The 15,628-nt window shown below is 68.1% G+C and carries 12 protein-coding genes and 2 tRNA genes; 3 read left to right on the forward strand and 11 right to left on the reverse strand.

The window, feature by feature from the left end; translation table 11 throughout:
• Positions 1-165: 165 nt before the first annotated feature.
• From ACFY9I_RS03315 to ACFY9I_RS03335, 5 genes are all read right to left on the reverse strand, one after another.
• Positions 166-1,185, reverse strand: coding sequence for a rod shape-determining protein (locus ACFY9I_RS03315; protein ID WP_004931372.1), 1,020 nt, complete (start codon positions 1,183-1,185; stop codon positions 166-168).
• A 381-nt stretch (positions 1,186-1,566) separates the two neighbouring features.
• A complete protein-coding gene (gene ndk, locus ACFY9I_RS03320; protein WP_390995988.1) occupies positions 1,567-1,980 on the reverse strand; it encodes a nucleoside-diphosphate kinase in 414 nt (137 codons plus the stop codon).
• Between the two features lie 252 nt (positions 1,981-2,232).
• On the reverse strand, positions 2,233-2,592 hold the full coding sequence (locus ACFY9I_RS03325) for a DUF4233 domain-containing protein (protein ID WP_390995990.1): 360 nt from the start codon (positions 2,590-2,592) through the stop codon (positions 2,233-2,235).
• Between the two features lie 10 nt (positions 2,593-2,602).
• Positions 2,603-4,111, reverse strand: coding sequence for a glutamate ligase domain-containing protein (locus ACFY9I_RS03330; protein WP_390995992.1), 1,509 nt, complete (start codon positions 4,109-4,111; stop codon positions 2,603-2,605).
• A 256-nt stretch (positions 4,112-4,367) separates the two neighbouring features.
• Positions 4,368-6,998 (reverse strand): valine--tRNA ligase, encoded by a 2,631-nt coding sequence (locus ACFY9I_RS03335; protein ID WP_390995995.1) that lies wholly within the window; start codon positions 6,996-6,998, stop codon positions 4,368-4,370.
• Between the two features lie 136 nt (positions 6,999-7,134).
• Here ACFY9I_RS03335 and ACFY9I_RS03340 point away from each other — a divergent pair, with 136 nt between their 5' ends.
• On the forward strand, positions 7,135-8,118 hold the full coding sequence (locus ACFY9I_RS03340) for a hypothetical protein (protein WP_390995998.1): 984 nt from the start codon (positions 7,135-7,137) through the stop codon (positions 8,116-8,118).
• 71 nt (positions 8,119-8,189) lie between these two features.
• Here the strand turns inward: ACFY9I_RS03340 and clpX are convergent, their stop codons facing one another.
• The 5 genes from clpX to ACFY9I_RS03365 form a co-directional block, all read right to left on the reverse strand.
• A complete protein-coding gene (gene clpX, locus ACFY9I_RS03345) occupies positions 8,190-9,476 on the reverse strand; it encodes an ATP-dependent Clp protease ATP-binding subunit ClpX (RefSeq protein ID WP_390996000.1) in 1,287 nt (428 codons plus the stop codon).
• Between the two features lie 203 nt (positions 9,477-9,679).
• Positions 9,680-10,360, reverse strand: coding sequence for an ATP-dependent Clp protease proteolytic subunit (locus ACFY9I_RS03350; RefSeq protein WP_390996003.1), 681 nt, complete (start codon positions 10,358-10,360; stop codon positions 9,680-9,682).
• A gap of 79 nt (positions 10,361-10,439) precedes the next feature.
• Entirely contained in the window at positions 10,440-11,054 is a 615-nt protein-coding gene (locus tag ACFY9I_RS03355) for an ATP-dependent Clp protease proteolytic subunit (protein ID WP_189781525.1), read from the reverse strand.
• Positions 11,055-11,511: 457 nt separating this feature from the next.
• Entirely contained in the window at positions 11,512-12,927 is a 1,416-nt protein-coding gene (tig, locus tag ACFY9I_RS03360; RefSeq protein ID WP_390996005.1) for a trigger factor, read from the reverse strand.
• A 194-nt stretch (positions 12,928-13,121) separates the two neighbouring features.
• A tRNA-Pro gene (locus ACFY9I_RS03365) sits at positions 13,122-13,198 on the reverse strand.
• A 197-nt stretch (positions 13,199-13,395) separates the two neighbouring features.
• Between ACFY9I_RS03365 and ACFY9I_RS03370 the strand changes: the two genes are divergently transcribed.
• A tRNA-Gly gene (locus ACFY9I_RS03370) sits at positions 13,396-13,469 on the forward strand.
• A gap of 148 nt (positions 13,470-13,617) precedes the next feature.
• Here the strand turns inward: ACFY9I_RS03370 and ACFY9I_RS03375 are convergent.
• Positions 13,618-13,812, reverse strand: coding sequence for a hypothetical protein (locus tag ACFY9I_RS03375; protein WP_149830573.1), 195 nt, complete (start codon positions 13,810-13,812; stop codon positions 13,618-13,620).
• Between the two features lie 601 nt (positions 13,813-14,413).
• Here ACFY9I_RS03375 and ACFY9I_RS03380 point away from each other — a divergent pair.
• Positions 14,414-15,616, forward strand: coding sequence for an acyltransferase family protein (locus ACFY9I_RS03380; RefSeq protein WP_390996008.1), 1,203 nt, complete (start codon positions 14,414-14,416; stop codon positions 15,614-15,616).
• Positions 15,617-15,628: the final 12 nt, after the last annotated feature.

The following is a 15,628-nucleotide window of genomic DNA, read 5'->3' on the forward strand; positions in this document are numbered from 1 at the left end:
CCGTGCCTTCCTCATAGGAATTCGACAGGAATTGGGGAATTCGGATAGCCCCTGGAATCCCGTGAAGGGGAACCACAGGGGCGCTTTGTGGGAGCTTGTGCCTCTATATCAACGATCCGCCGCACGAGATGAGAACGTCCCGTACGGCGGAATCGAAGGATGACGTCATCTGCGCGGCTGGGCGTCGAGCACCTGCTGCAACGCCTCGAACTCCTCGACACACTTACCGGAACCGAGTGCCACGCTGTCCAGCGGGTCCTCGGCGATATGGATCGGCATTCCGGTCTCGCGCCGCAGCCGTTCGTCGAGACCGCGCAGCAGGGCGCCACCGCCGGTGAGGACGATGCCGCGGTCCATGATGTCCCCGGACAGCTCCGGCGGGCACTTGTCGAGGGTCGTCTTGACGGCGTCGACGATGGCGTTGACGGGTTCCTCGATCGCCTTCCGCACTTCGGCGGCGGAGATGACGACGGTCTTGGGCAGCCCGGACACCAGGTCCCGGCCGCGGATTTCGGTGTGTTCGTCAGCGTCGAGGTCGTACGCCGAACCGATCGTGATCTTGATCTGTTCGGCCGTCCGCTCACCGAGGAGGAGCGAGTACTCCTTCTTGATGTGCTGGATGATCGCGTTGTCCAACTCGTCGCCCGCGACGCGGATGGACTGGGCGGTGACGATGCCGCCGAGGGAGATGACCGCGACCTCCGTGGTGCCGCCGCCGATGTCCACCACCATGTTGCCCGTGGCCTCGTGGACCGGCAGGCCGGAGCCGATGGCCGCGGCCATGGGCTCCTCGATGATGTGCACCTGACGGGCGCCGGCCTGGGAGGACGCCTCGATGACGGCGCGACGCTCGACACCGGTGATGCCGGACGGCACGCAGACGACGACCCGAGGACGGGCGAGATACCGCCGCTTGTGGATCTTCAGGATGAAGTAGCGGAGCATCCGCTCGGTGATCTCGAAGTCGGCGATGACGCCGTCCTTCAGCGGACGTACGGCAACGATGTTGCCCGGGGTCCGCCCGATCATCTTCTTCGCCTCCGCGCCGACCGCGAGGATGCCACCGGTGTTGGTGTTGATCGCGACGACGGACGGCTCGTTCAGTACGATCCCGCGACCCCTGACGTACACCAGCGTGTTGGCGGTCCCGAGGTCGACAGCCATGTCACGGCCGATGAACGACATTGAGTTCCCCATCAGGATTCGTCTGGCCTTCCCACTGGAGCCCTGACGGCTTTTGAGGGCGTTTCAGGGCTTTTCAGGGTCGGCGAAGTGGGTGCTGTGACGTGAAGGCTTACATCGTAGTCTCGCCCGCACGAACACTGCGCGAGGGTCTTCGCCATTGTGGGCATGCGATGCGCCGCCTCGCCTCTGGAGACGATCCATCGGTGGTGCGCGTTCCCCCGATCGCCGCGCATATGCCGTTGTACGGCCGGATTTTCGCGGGTTTGGCTGGTCAGGCGGGGTAGGCCGTGTGGGTGGTGGCCGTGTTGCGAGAAGGGTAAGGGCAGCGGGGGCGGGCGAACCCACCGGCCCCCGCCGTCGTGAACGCCGTCGTGAACGCCGTTACGCGCGCCCGGGGAAGAAGATTTTCAGCTCGCGCTCGGCCGACTCCTCGGAGTCCGAGGCGTGGATCAGGTTCTCGCGCACGATCACACCGTAGTCACCGCGAATGGACCCCGGTGCGGCGGCGATCGGGTCGGTCGGACCGGCCAGCGCCCGCACACCCTCGATGACGCGCTCGCCCTCGACGACCAGCGCGACGACCGGCCCGGAGGCCATGAACGCGACCAGCGGCTCGTAGAACGGCTTGCCCTTGTGCTCGCCGTAGTGCTGCTCCAGCGTCTCCTGGTCAAGGGTCCGCAGCTCCAGCGCGGTGATCTGCCAGCCGGCCTTCCGCTCGATGCGGCTGATGATCTCGCCGGTCAGACCGCGCCGGACGGCGTCGGGCTTGAGCAGGACGAGGGTGCGCTGGCTCACGGTGGTGACTCCTTCAATTCACAAGGGTGCGGAGCTCAGAGGCTACAGGGCGAGTCCGACGCCGAATTACGCAGCGTCAGGAAAGCATGGGCTACGAGGGGCGGCGCCGGCCCGCTCCGGACGGGGACGCGACTGGGGGGAGGCTGCGGCCGGAGAAGGCTGGGGCGGAGGGCTGGGGCCGGATAAGGCCGGGCGGGGAGGCTGGGGCCGGAGAAGGCCGCGGCCGGGAGAGGCTGCGGCCAGGCCCCGGTCTCAGGAGGCTTCGGCGCCGGCCTCGGTGGAGGCCTGCGCCGCGAACCGGGCCTTGGCCTCGTCGACCTTGCGCCCGAAGTGGACGGAGGCCCACCACAGGGCGGCGAAGACCGCGCCCATGAAGAACATGGTGGGGACGAAGAACCCGGAGGCGATCAGCCCGATCTGCAGCGCCCAGCCGAGCTGGACACCACCGGGTCGGGTGACCAGACCGCACAGCACGACGCACAGGAACATGGCGATGCCGCTGACCGTCCAGACCGTCGTCATGGACAGGTCCGGGTCCTTCATGGCGACCAGGCCGGCGAAGCCGATCACGAAGAACTCGCCGATCAGGGTGGACGCACAGAGAGTACGCATGGTGGGAGACTCAGCCCTTCCCCAGTAGCAGCCGGGCTTCGCCGACGGTGATGACGGAACCGGTGACGAGGACGCCGCCGCCCGCGAACTCGCCCTCCTCCTCGGCGAGTGTGATCGCCGCCTCCAGGGCGTCGGGCAGCCTCGGCTCGACCTGCACCCGCTCCTCGCCGAACACCTCGACCGCGATCCCGGCCAGTTCGTCGGCGTCCATCGCGCGATGGCTGGAGTTCTGTGTGATCACGACTTCGGCGAAGATCGGTTCGAAGGCCTCCAGGAGACCCCGTACGTTCTTGTCGCCGCTGGCCCCGACGACGCCGATCAGCCGACTGAAGTCGAACGCCTCACCGACCGCCTCGGCCGTGGCCCGCGCGCCCGCCGGGTTGTGGGCGGCGTCGAGCACGACGGTCGGGGACCGCCGTACGACCTCCAGCCGGCCCGGCGAGGAGACGGCCACGAAGGCCTTGCGGACCGTGTCGATGTCGAGCGGCTCGGGCCGCTGCGAACCGACGCCGAAGAACGCCTCGACCGCGGCGAGGGCGACGGCCGCGTTGTGCGCCTGGTACGGGCCGTGCAGCGGGAGGTAGACCTCGGGGTACTCGCCGCCCAGGCCGCGCAGGGTGAGCATCTGTCCGCCGACGGCGACCTGGCGCGAGACGACGCCGAACTCCAGGCCCTCCCGGGCCACCGTCGCGTCGACCTCCACGGCCTTCTTCAGCATCACCTGCGCCGCGTCGACCGGCTGCTGCGCCAGGATCACCGTCGCGTCCTGCTTGACGATCCCGGCCTTCTCGACGGCGATCTCGGCGGGCGTCGAACCCAGGCGGTCGGTGTGGTCGAGGTCGATGGGGGTGACGACGGCGACGTCCCCGTCGATGACGTTCGTGGCGTCCCAGCTGCCGCCCATACCGACCTCGACGACGGCCACGTCCACGGGCGCGTCCGCGAAGGCGGCGTACGCCATGCCGGTCAGCACCTCGAAGAAGGAGAGCCGGTACTCCTGGCCGGCGTCGACCATCTCGACGTACGGCTTGATGTCCTCGTACGTCTCGATGAACCGCTCCGCCGAGATGGGCGCGCCGTCGAGGCTGATCCGCTCGGTGATCGACTGGACGTGCGGGGAGGTGTACCGGCCGGTGCGCAGTTCGAAGGCGCCGAGGAGGGCCTCGATCATGCGGGCGGTGGAGGTCTTGCCGTTGGTGCCGGTGATGTGGATGGAGGGGTACGTGCGCTGCGGCTCACCCAGGACGTCCATCAGCGCGGCGATCCGCTGGACCGAGGGCTCCAGCTTGGTCTCGCCCCAGCGGGTCGCGAGGTCCGCCTCGACCTCGCGCAGGGCCTTGTCGACCGCCGGGTCGGTGGGGCGCGTCGGTACGTCGCCCTGCGGAGCGCCGCCCTGGGCACGCAGGGTACGGCTGCCGGCCTCGATCACCGCGAGGTCCGGATCCCGGTCGGTCTCCGCGGCGATGATCTCCTCGAACGGGTCGATCGGCTCGGGCTGCTGGTCACTGCGTTCGCTCACGGGGTCAGTCTACGAGTCGGGCTCCGCCGAACCTCGGGCGCCTCGTGGGTCGGGGGTGCGCGTTGTTGGGCGACTGCGGGTGGGCTGTGGCTGGGCGCGCAGTTCCCCGCGCCCCTTGCCCTTGCGGGCCCCGACCCGCCGTACTCGACTACGGGCAGTCGTGCCGGTGAGCGAAGCCCAGTGCTCTCAGCGGCAGGCCCCCGGTGCCCAGAAACCCAGAAAACGCCGGGGGCCTTCAGCGGGCGTGCCCGGAGGGTTACGCCTTCGGCAGCCGGTCCAGCTGCGCGGCGATCCGCGCGATGTCCTCGTCCGCCTTGGCGAGCCGTCCGCGGATCTTGTCCACGACCTGGTCCGGGGCCTTCGCGAGGAACGCCTCGTTGCCGAGCTTGGCCGTGGCCTGGGCCTTCTCCTTCTCCGCCGCGGCGAGATCCTTGGCGAGGCGCTTGCGCTCGGCGGCGACGTCGATGACGCCGGAGAGGTCGAGGGCGACCTCCGCGCCCGCCACCGGCAGGGTCGCTGTGGCCGCGAAGCCCTCGCCCTCCGGCTGGAGGCGCAGGAGCTGACGGATCGCGGCCTCGTGCGGGGCCAGCGCCGTGCCGTCGAGCGTGAGGCGGGCCGGGACGCGCTGGCCGGGCTGGAGACCCTGGTCGGCGCGGAACCGACGGACCTCGGTGACGACCTGCTGGACCAGCTCGATCTCGCGCTCGGCGGCGTCGTCGCGGAAGCCGCTGTCACCGGGCCAGTCGGCGATGACGAGGGACTCGCCGCCGGTCAGCGTCGTCCACAGGGTGTCCGTGACGAACGGGATGACCGGGTGGAGGAGGCGCAGGGTGACGTCCAGGACCTCGCCCAGGACGCGCTTGCTGACCTCGGCCGGCTCGCCGCCCGCCTGGAACGTCGTCTTGGACAGCTCGACATACCAGTCGAAGACCTCGTCCCAGGCGAAGTGGTACAGCGCCTCGCTGAGCTTCGCGAACTGGAAGTCCTCGTAGTACGCGTCGACCTGCTCGACCGTCTCGTTGAGGCGGGCGAGGATCCAGCGGTCGGTCGCCGAGAGCTTCGACGCCTCCGGCAGCGGCCCCTCCACCGTCGCGCCGTTCATCAGCGCGAAGCGGGTGGCGTTCCAGATCTTGTTGGCGAAGTTGCGGGAGGCCTGGACCCAGTCCTCGCCGATCGGGACGTCCGCCCCCGGGTTGGCGCCCTTGGCGAGGGTGAAGCGGACGGCGTCGGAGCCGTACGCGTTCATCCAGTCCAGTGGGTCCACCGCGTTCGGGTTGGACTTGGACATCTTCTTGCCGAACTCGTCGCGGACGAGACCGGTCAGGGCGATGGTGTGGAAGGGGGCGACCCCCTCCATGGCGTACAGGCCGAACATCATCATCCGGGCGACCCAGAAGAAGATGATGTCGTGGCCGGTGAGCAGGACGTCGGTCGAGTAGAACTTCTCCAGGTCCGGGGTCTGCTCCGGCCAACCCAGCGTGGAGAAGGGCCACAGGCCGGACGAGAACCAGGTGTCGAGGACGTCCGGGTCCTGCTTCCAGCCCTCGGCCTCGGTGCCGGGCGGCTCCTCGTCCGGGCCGACGCAGACGACCTCGCCGTCGGGGCCGTACCAGATGGGGATGCGGTGGCCCCACCACAACTGACGCGAGATGCACCAGTCGTGCATGTTGTCGACCCAGTCGAAGTACCGCTTCGACATCTCAGCAGGGTGGATCTTCACCCGGCCGTCGCGGACGGCGTCGCCCGCGGCCTGCGCGAGCGGACCGACCTTGACCCACCACTGCATGGACAGCCGCGGCTCGACCGTGGTCTTGCAGCGCGAGCAGTGGCCGACGGAGTGGACGTACGGACGCTTCTCGGCGACGATCCGGCCCTGCTCGCGCAGGGCACCGACGATGGTGGAGCGGGCCTCGAAGCGGTCCAGGCCGAGGAAGGGGCCGTGGACGGTGATGATGCCGTGCTCGTCCATGACGGTCAGCGACGGCAGGTCGTGGCGCTGGCCGATCGCGAAGTCGTTCGGGTCGTGCGCCGGGGTCACCTTGACCGCGCCGGTGCCGAACTCCGGGTCGACATGGGTGTCGGCGACGACCGGGATGGTGCGGTCGGTCAGCGGCAGCTTGATCTGCTTGCCGATGAGGTGCCGGTACCGCTCGTCGTCCGGGTGGACGGCGACGGCGGTGTCACCGAGCATCGTCTCGGCTCGCGTGGTGGCGACGACGAGGGAGTCGTCCCCTTCTCCGTACCGGATGGAGACCAGCTCGCCGGCGTCCTCCTGGTACTCGACCTCGATGTCCGAGATGGCCGTCAGACAGCGCGGGCACCAGTTGATGATGCGCTCGGCGCGGTAGATCAGCTCGTCCTCGTAGAGCCGCTTGAAGATGGTGAGGACGGCCTTGGACAGCCCCTCGTCCATCGTGAACCGCTCACGGTCCCAGTCGACACCATCACCCAGCCGACGCATCTGGCCGAGGATCCTGCCGCCGTACTCCTCCTTCCACTGCCAGACGCGCTCGACGAACTCCTCGCGTCCCAAGTCGTGGCGGGACTTGCCCTCTTCGGCGAGCTGCTGCTCGACCTTGTTCTGCGTGGCGATACCGGCGTGGTCCATGCCGGGGAGCCACAGGGACTCGTAACCCTGCATGCGCTTGCGGCGCGTGAGGGCGTCCATGAGGGTGTGCTGGAAGGCGTGCCCGAGGTGCAGGCTGCCGGTGACGTTCGGCGGGGGGATGACGATGGTGTATGCGGGCTTGTCGCTCTTGGCGTCAGCCGCGAAGTAACCCTTGTCTACCCAGCGCTCGTACAGCGTCCCCTCTACATCGGCCGGCGCGTACTGGGTCGGCAGATCGGTGGCGGGCGCTGGTGGCTGCTGCTGAGCGTTCTCGGTCACGCGCTCAGTTTAGGGGTGTTACGGGGCGGTCCCGAAACTCGATTCTTCGGTAACGGTGTGACCCCCGGTGCTTCCCGCACGTCATGGCTGCGTCAGGATGTCGGAACCACATAAGCATCTGGAGGGGAACCCAGAAATGAGTCACAACCAGCCGGGCCCGTACGGCGGGCAGCCCCAGCAGCCCGGGCCGTACGGTCAGCCTGGCGGCCAGCCCGGCCCCTACGGCCAGCAGCCGCCGCAGGCCGCCCCCCAGCCCGGCTACGGCTACCCGCAGCAGGCGCCTCCGCAGCAGCCGGGCTACGGGTACCCCCAGCAGTCCCCCCAGGGCGTTCCGCCCCAGACCCCGCCCTACGGCCAGCAGCAGGCGTACGGCCAGCAGTCCCCGTACGGCCAGCAGCAGCCGGGCTACCCGACAGTGCCTCAGCCTCCGGCCGCCTCCGGCGGTGGCGGCAAGAAGGTCGGCATCATCCTCGGCGCGGTGGCGGTCGTGGCCGCGGTCGCCGTGGGCGCGTACTTCGTCTTCGGCGGCGGCGCCGGCGCGGACATCGCGGACGACGGCCCGCACAAGCTGACCACGCCGGCGGCGGTGCTCAACGACGAGTTCAAGAAGTCCGACAGCTCCGACAGCAGTGGCTTCAACGAGGACGACATCAAGGAAGCCGAAGACCACGGCGTGAAGAACGCCAAGGACGTGGGTGCCCAATACCAGGCCGGGGATGAGAGCAACCCGTTGGCCGCACAGATGATCAACTTCATGGGTGTCTACGGCGAGATCGACGACCCCGAGTCGGTCGTCGACGCCATGTTCGCCGACATGAAGAAGGAAGCGAGCAAGGACTCCTCCAAGACGGGTGAGCTCGTGGGCAGCCCCGAGGCGTTCACGCCCAGTGCCCTGGACGGCGCGGTCCTCAAGTGCCAGGCGACCAAGATCAAGGGCGACTCCTCGTCCGGTGGTCCCAGCGAGATGAGCATGCCGGTGTGCATCTGGGGCGACCACAGCACCCTCGGCGTCTTCATCTACGCCGACCTGGCCTCCGCGATGGCGGGCAAGAGTGCCGACCTGAGCGGCGCCGCCGACAAGGCGGCCAACTTCCGTAAGGACGTGCGCGTCAAGGCCTGACGTTTTCGTCGACACCGAAGGGCCCCGGTCGGCTGACCGGGGCCCTTCAACGTGTGGCTGGTACCGAGGAGTTACGCCGTCTTCTGCTCCCCCGGGCCCCGCCCGCGCGCGTCGCGGGGAATAAGCGTCGGGTTCACGTTGGAGTGGACGACGTCCGCCGTGATGACGACTCGGGCCACGTCCTTGCGGGACGGGACCTCGTACATCACGGACATGAGGACTTCTTCCATGATGGCCCGGAGGCCTCGGGCGCCCGTCTGCCTCAGAATCGCCTGGTCGGCGATGGCCTCCAGGGCCTCGCGCTCGAAGTCCAGCTCGACGCCGTCGAGTTCGAAGAGGCGCTGGTACTGCTTCACCAGGGCGTTGCGGGGCTCGATGAGGATCTGGAGGAGGGCCTCGCGGTCCAGGTTGTGGACCGAGGTGATGACGGGCAGGCGGCCGATGAACTCCGGGATCATGCCGAACTTCACCAGGTCTTCCGGCATGACGTCCTCGAACTGGTCCTTGGACTGCAGCTCGCGCTTCGAGCGGATCGTCGCGCCGAAGCCGATACCCTTCGCGCCGGCCCGGGACTCGATGATCTTCTCCAGGCCCGAGAAGGCGCCGCCCACGATGAACAGGACGTTCGTCGTGTCGATCTGGATGAATTCCTGGTGGGGGTGCTTGCGGCCGCCCTGCGGCGGGACCGAGGCCGTCGTGCCTTCGAGGATCTTGAGGAGGGCCTGCTGTACGCCCTCACCCGACACGTCGCGCGTGATTGAGGGGTTTTCGCTCTTTCGGGCCACCTTGTCGATCTCGTCGATGTAGATGATCCCGGTCTCGGCCTTCTTGACGTCGTAGTCGGCCGCCTGGATGAGCTTCAGCAGGATGTTCTCGACGTCCTCGCCGACGTATCCCGCCTCCGTCAGCGCCGTCGCGTCGGCGATGGCGAACGGGACGTTCAGCATGCGGGCGAGGGTCTGGGCGAGGAGGGTCTTGCCGGAGCCCGTGGGACCCAGCAGCAGGATGTTGGACTTCGCCAACTCGATGGCGTCCTCGCGGCTTTGACCGCCGCCGTTCTCGCCGGCCTGGACCCGCTTGTAGTGGTTGTACACCGCGACGGAGAGAGCCTTCTTGGCCGCCTCCTGGCCGACCACATAGCCCTCGAGGAACTCGTAGATCTCGCGGGGCTTCGGGAGCTCCTCCCAGCGCACCTCGCTGGTCTCGGCGAGCTCCTCCTCGATGATCTCGTTGCAGAGGTCGATGCACTCGTCGCAGATGTACACACCGGGCCCTGCGATGAGCTTCTTGACCTGCTTCTGGCTCTTGCCGCAGAACGAGCACTTGAGCAGATCGCCGCCGTCACCGATGCGTGCCACGGTGTGCTTCCCCTTCGCCTGGGAGACGCCTGGACAGTTGCTGTCCAACGACTCCTGGTGCTGCCTTATGTCGACGGTACCTTGCCGGGCCCCCCGTTCGGGCCCCCCTTGGCACGGTTCGCTTTGACGTGCACCTTGTCGTGCACTGGGTCGAACGATGTGAACCATGCCAAGGGGCGGCAGACAATACAGCCTTTACCGCGTCAGCGGACGTCGGCGTTGTTCATCTTCCGGGTGGAGATGATCTGGTCGATCAGGCCGTACGACAGGGCGTCCTCGGCCGTGAGGATCTTGTCGCGCTCGATGTCCTCGCGGATCTTCTCGATCGGCGTGGTCGAGTGCTTGGCCAGCATCTCCTCCAGCTGCGCGCGCATCCGGAGGATTTCGTTGGCGGCGATCTCCAGGTCGGAGACCTGACCGCGGCCCGTCTCGCTGTACGGCTGGTGGATCAGGACACGGGCGTTCGGCAGCGCCATGCGCTTGCCCGGCGTGCCGGCGGCCAGCAGGATCGCGGCGGCGGAGGCCGCCTGGCCCATGCAGACCGTCTGGATGTCGGGCTTCACGAACTGCATCGTGTCGTAGATGGCCGTGAGTGCCGTGAAGGAGCCGCCGGGGCTGTTGATGTAGACCGAGATGTCCCGGTCGGGGTCCATCGACTCCAGGCACAGCAACTGTGCCATGACGTCGTTGGCGGAGGCGTCGTCGATCTGGACGCCGAGGAAGATCACGCGCTCCTCGAAGAGCTTCGCGTACGGGTCGTACTCGCGGATGCCCTGGGAGGTGCGCTCGACGAAGCGCGGGATGACGTAACGGGACTCGGCCGTCGGGCCCGAGTACTGGGCGCGTGCGCTTTCGTAGAGGCCGCTGCCGGGGATGTCGTTCACTAGTGTCTCCTGGGAGCCTGAGAGGGGCTGAGGCGGTCGGCTGAGGGCGTTACGGGGGTATGCGTACCGGCGGGTGCCGTCACGCCTGCCCGGCCCCGGTGCCGCCGCCGCCCGGCATGCCCGCCGCGGTGGCGATCACGTCGTCGATGAGGCCGTACTCCTTGGCCTCGTAGGCGTCGAACCAGCGGTCGCGGTCCGAGTCGCGGGTGATCTGCTCGACCGACTGTCCCGTGTGCTGGGAGGTGAGCTCGGCCATGCGCTTCTTGGTGTGCAGCAGCCGCTCGGCGTGGATCTTGATGTCCGAGGCGGAGCCGGCCAGGCCCGCGGAGGGCTGGTGGATCAGGATCTCGGCGTTCGGGAGCGCGAACCGCTTGCCCGGGGTGCCCGCGCTGAGCAGGAACTGTCCCATCGAGGCCGCGAGACCCATGGCGATGGTCACCACGTCGTTCTTGATGAACTGCATGGTGTCGTAGATCGCCATACCGGCCGTGATCGAACCGCCCGGGCTGTTGATGTAGAGGTTGATGTCCTTGTCCGGGTCGGCGGCAAGGAGCAGCAGCTGTGCGGTGATCCTGTTCGCGATGTCGTCGTCGACCGGCTGGCCGAGGAAGATGATCCGCTCGTTGAGCAGCCGGTTGTAGACATGGTCGCCGAGGCCACCGCCGATGGAAGGCTCGCCGGCGGCGGAGGGCATCAGATTCGTCACGTATCCACCTGCTCGTCTTACGACGGCGCCGGGCCGTCTTCACGTTTCCCTTCCGGGGGCCGAGCCGTTTCGCCGACGGCTCCGCCCTCGTATTCATGGACCCTAACGCGGTGGCTCCGCCGGTGAATCCCGCAGAGGGAACTGTTCGCTGTCAGCGCATGTGCTCCGCCGGGTTGAGCAGGGGTGCCTGGTCGCCACCGGCCGCCCTCCCAAGGGGGTGCGGGGAACTGCGCGACCGGCAGCCCTCGCCGGGTGGGGGGGGCGACATGCGCTCGGACCACGAACGCGCCGCACTCGCCGACGCACCTGGCGTGGCAGACGCGTCTGCGGCTCGTACGTGGCTGGTCGCGCAGTTCCCCGCGCCCCTTCGGGTAGGCCGACGGGCCCCTGGGTCACAAGTGATCCAGGGGCCCGTCGAAAGCCATCCACCGACTACCGGGGGTGATCAGGCCTCGTTCTTGTCCTCGGCGGCGGCCTCGGGGGCCTCCTCGGCGGCCTCGGCGGCGGCCGGGGTCTCCTCGGTCTGCTCGGCGGAGTCGGACTCGTCCTCCTCGTCGTCCAGGTCGACGAGGACGCCGTTGGTGTCCTTCACCGTGGAGGACTCGACGACCAGGGCCAGGGCCTTGCCGCGGGCGACCTCGCCGACGAGGAGCTGGACCTGGTTGTTCTGGACGACGGCCTGGGCGAACTGGTCCGGGGACATGCCGGAGGAGGCCGCGCGGCGCATGAGGTGCTCGGTGAGCTCCTCCTGGTTGACGTTCAGCTTCTCCTTGGAGACCAGCTCGTCGAGGACGAACTGGGTCTTGATGCCCTTGACGGCCGCTTCCTTGGTCTCGGCGTCGAACTCCTCGACCGTCTTGCCCTGGATCTCGAGGTACTTCTCGAGGTCGAGACCCATCTGGCCGAGCTGGTGGTGCTCCAGGTTGTGCTTGCGGGTGTTGATCTCGTCCTCGAGCAGCTTCTCGGGGACGGGCACCTCGACGAGCTCCAGCAGCTTCTCCAGGACGCGCTCCTGGGCCTGCGTGGCCTGGTCGTACTGCTTCATGTTCTCCAGGCGCTTGCGGCTGTCCGCCCTGAGCTCCTCGAGGGTGTCGAACTCGGAGGCGAGCTGCGCGAAGTCGTCGTCCAGCTCGGGCAGTTCGCGGGCGGCGACCTGGGAGACCTTGACGGTGACCTCGGCCTCCTTGCCGGCCGCGGAGCCGCCCTTGAGCTCGGAGCCGAAGGTGGCCTCGCCACCGGCCTCCAGGCCCTTCACGGCGTCGTCGATGCCGTCGAGCAGCTCGCCGGAGCCGATGGTGTAGGAGACGCCCTCGGCGACGCCGTCCTCCAGGACCTCGCCGTCGACCTTGGCCTCCAGGTCGATCGTCACGACGTCGCCGTCCTCGGCGGCGCGCTCGACCGGGGAGGTGGAGGCGAAGCGCTCACGGAGCTGCTCGACCGCCTTGTCGATGTCCTCCTCGGTGACCTCGACGGCGTCGACCTCGACCTCGATGCCGGAGTAGTCCGGGATCTCGATGGTCGGGCGGACGTCGACCTCGGCGGTGAAGTTCAGCGTCTCGCCGTCCTTCAGCTCCGTGATGTCGACCTCGGGCTGGCCCAGGACGTTGAGCTCGGCCTCGTTGACCGCGTCGGTGTAGAACTTCGGAAGCGCGTCGTTGACCGCCTCCTCCAGGACCGCACCGCGGCCGAACCGCTGGTCGATGACGCGGGCCGGGATCTTGCCCTTGCGGAAGCCCTTCACCGTGACCTGCTGGTTGATCTTCTTGTACGCCGCGTCGAGGCTGTCCTTGAGCTCCTCGAAGGGCACCTCGATGCTGAGCCGAACCCGGGTCGGGTTCAGGGTCTCCACGGCGCTCTTCACGGTTCGGTCTCCTTGGGGGCTGACTTCTTGGGGTTCTGCGGGTCCCTGCCCGATGCGGCAGGGGCCTCAGCGGATTAGCGGCCCTTGAGAGACGTGGAAGTGCAGACACACGGGCGCGCAGCTTGCATAGTAACCGCAGGCGGTACACGCCCCAAAAGGCGATCTTGCCGGTGGCGGCGCGCCGTCCGGCACGGTGGTCGGGGTGGCGGGATTTGAACCCACGGCCTTCCGCTCCCAAAGCGGACGCGCTACCAAGCTGCGCCACACCCCGTCTGGTGCGACACGTAGGGTACATGCCCGCAGGCCGTACGGTTGCCGCATTTACCGACTGCTACGACTGCCACCGCTTGCGCGGACGCGCGCGACGTCGCAGCGACGGGCGCGGCCGGGAAGGGGTGTGCGGCGGAGGCGCCCGACCCGCTACGATGCCTTCTGTGCCGCGGTCCAGCGACCTGCGGCGCGAGCTGTGCGGGCGTAGCTCAATGGTAGAGCCCTAGTCTTCCAAACTAGCTACGCGGGTTCGATTCCCGTCGCCCGCTCCAACGGCCTCCGGCCCGGCTTCGAGGGACCCCTCGGACCGGGCCGGAGGTTTTTCGTGCGCCCGGCTCCCCGGCGGCGCCCTGCGGCCCGGCGCCCGGCTGCCGCCGACCCGGCTCACGGAGCGCGGTCGGCAGGTCACAGGACCGGTCGCTAGAACTGGATGGAGTTGATCGTCTCCGCTATCGAGTTCAGGAAGCGCTGGATGTCGTCGGCCATGCCGGTCGAGGCCAGGAAGAAGCCGAAGAGGATGGCGACGACGGCCGGGCCGGCCTTGATCGTCCCTCCTCGCATCAGTACCACCAGGACGATCCCCAGCAAGAGCACCACTGACAGCGAAATGGCCACAACAGATCACACCCTCGGTCGGTCCGCACTCCCGGCCCGGGGCGCCGACCCCACGCGCACCCCGCCAGAACCATCGTGCCACCAACCAGGCCTTCGTATGCGGCTGGTGGGACAACGTCGGCCACTGCGACGCACGCGTCCCGCGTTCACCGTCGGCCAACGGGAGGGCGTCGCGCGCGAATTCACCGTGATCGTTTCCATGCACACACACCGCGTCCGCAGGTAATTCGAATTGTTGCCACAGACACACCGGCCGTCTCGCCCGGACAGGCAGTCAACCGGACATTCCACCGGAGTCGCCCGCGCACGTTATGCACCATTTAGTCGGGATGAATGCGGACAGAAGGGTCGCGGACCGTCGCTCGTTATCCCCCGTCATATGCCCTCCGGTGTACGCACGGTGATGCTTTGCCCGATGACGACTTCACGGAATCCTGGGTACTCGCAGGTGACACGTACCCCTCAATACAGGATTCACGTCGGTGGTTTTACGAAATCGCACAGCCAACGCTAGGGTGCCTCAGATGTTCACCGCTGCCTCGTCCCCCACTTGCGCAGCGAGTGCTCGGACCGTCCTCCGGAGTCTCCGGCGGGAGGGTCTGTGACGAACTCGCTGCGACCGCACGGCGGGCCCAGGGCGCCGCTCCCCCCGGCACACGCACCACAGTCGCCGACGGACGGAGTGCCGAGTCCGCGCTCGCTGAAGTCCTCGTCCCCCCACCCGAACCCGAGTGTCGCCTCCCCGGAGGCCAGACCGGCCAAACAACGTGACGCGTTCTTCGACAACGCCAAGTACCTCGCCATCGTGCTCGTAGCGATGGGGCACGCGTGGGAGCCGCTGACCGACCACAGCCGTGCCGCCGAGGCCCTGTACATGGTCGTGTACACGTTCCACATGCCGGCGTTCATCATCATCTCGGGCTACTTCTCGCGCAGTTTCGACATGCGGCCCGACCGGCTCCGGCGGCTGATCACCGGCATAGCGGTGCCGTACGTCCTCTTCGAGGTCGCGTACTCCCTCTTCAAGCGGTACGCCGACAACGACCCCTCGCACCCGATCAGTCTGCTGGACCCCTGGTACCTCACCTGGTTCCTGATCGCGCTGTTCGTGTGGCGGCTGACGACACCGCTGTGGAAGGTGGTGCGCTGGCCGATCCCGGTGGCGCTCGGCATCGCGGCGCTCGCCTCGGTCTCGCCCGACATCGGCGACGACCTGGATCTGCAGCGCGCGCTGCAGTTCCTGCCGTTCTTCGTGGTCGGTCTGTTCATGAAGCCCGCGCATTTCCAGTTCATGCGGCGGCGTGAGGTGCGGATCCTGTCCGTGCCGGTGGCCGCGAGCGCGTTGGCGCTGGCCTACTGGGTGGGCCCGCACATGAACTCCGCCTGGTTCTACCACCGTGACAGCGCGCAGGAGTTGGGCGCGCCGTGGTGGGCCGGGATCGTCATGACCTTCGCGCTCTTCGGCTGCTCCATGGCGCTCACCACGTGCTTCTTCGCGTGGGTTCCCCGGCGGAAGATGTGGTTCACCGTCCTGGGCGCGGGCACGCTGTACGGCTATCTGCTCCATGGGTTCCTCGCGAAGGGCTCCCGCTTCTGGGACTGGTACGACGCGAACTCCTGGGTCTACCAGCCGCTCGGAGAGCTCTTCGTCACCTTCTTCGCTGCGGCCGTCATCACCCTGCTGTGCACCCCGCCGGTGCAGCGGATGTTCCGGTTCGCCATGGAGCCCAAGATGGAGTGGGCGTTCAAGCGGGACGCCGCCGAGCTGGCCCGTGAGCGCGGGAAGGTCGGTACCAAGGCCTAGGCCACGGCCCGG

This window comes from Streptomyces sp. NPDC012510, from assembly GCF_042955065.1.
GTDB lineage: Bacteria > Actinomycetota > Actinomycetes > Streptomycetales > Streptomycetaceae > Streptomyces.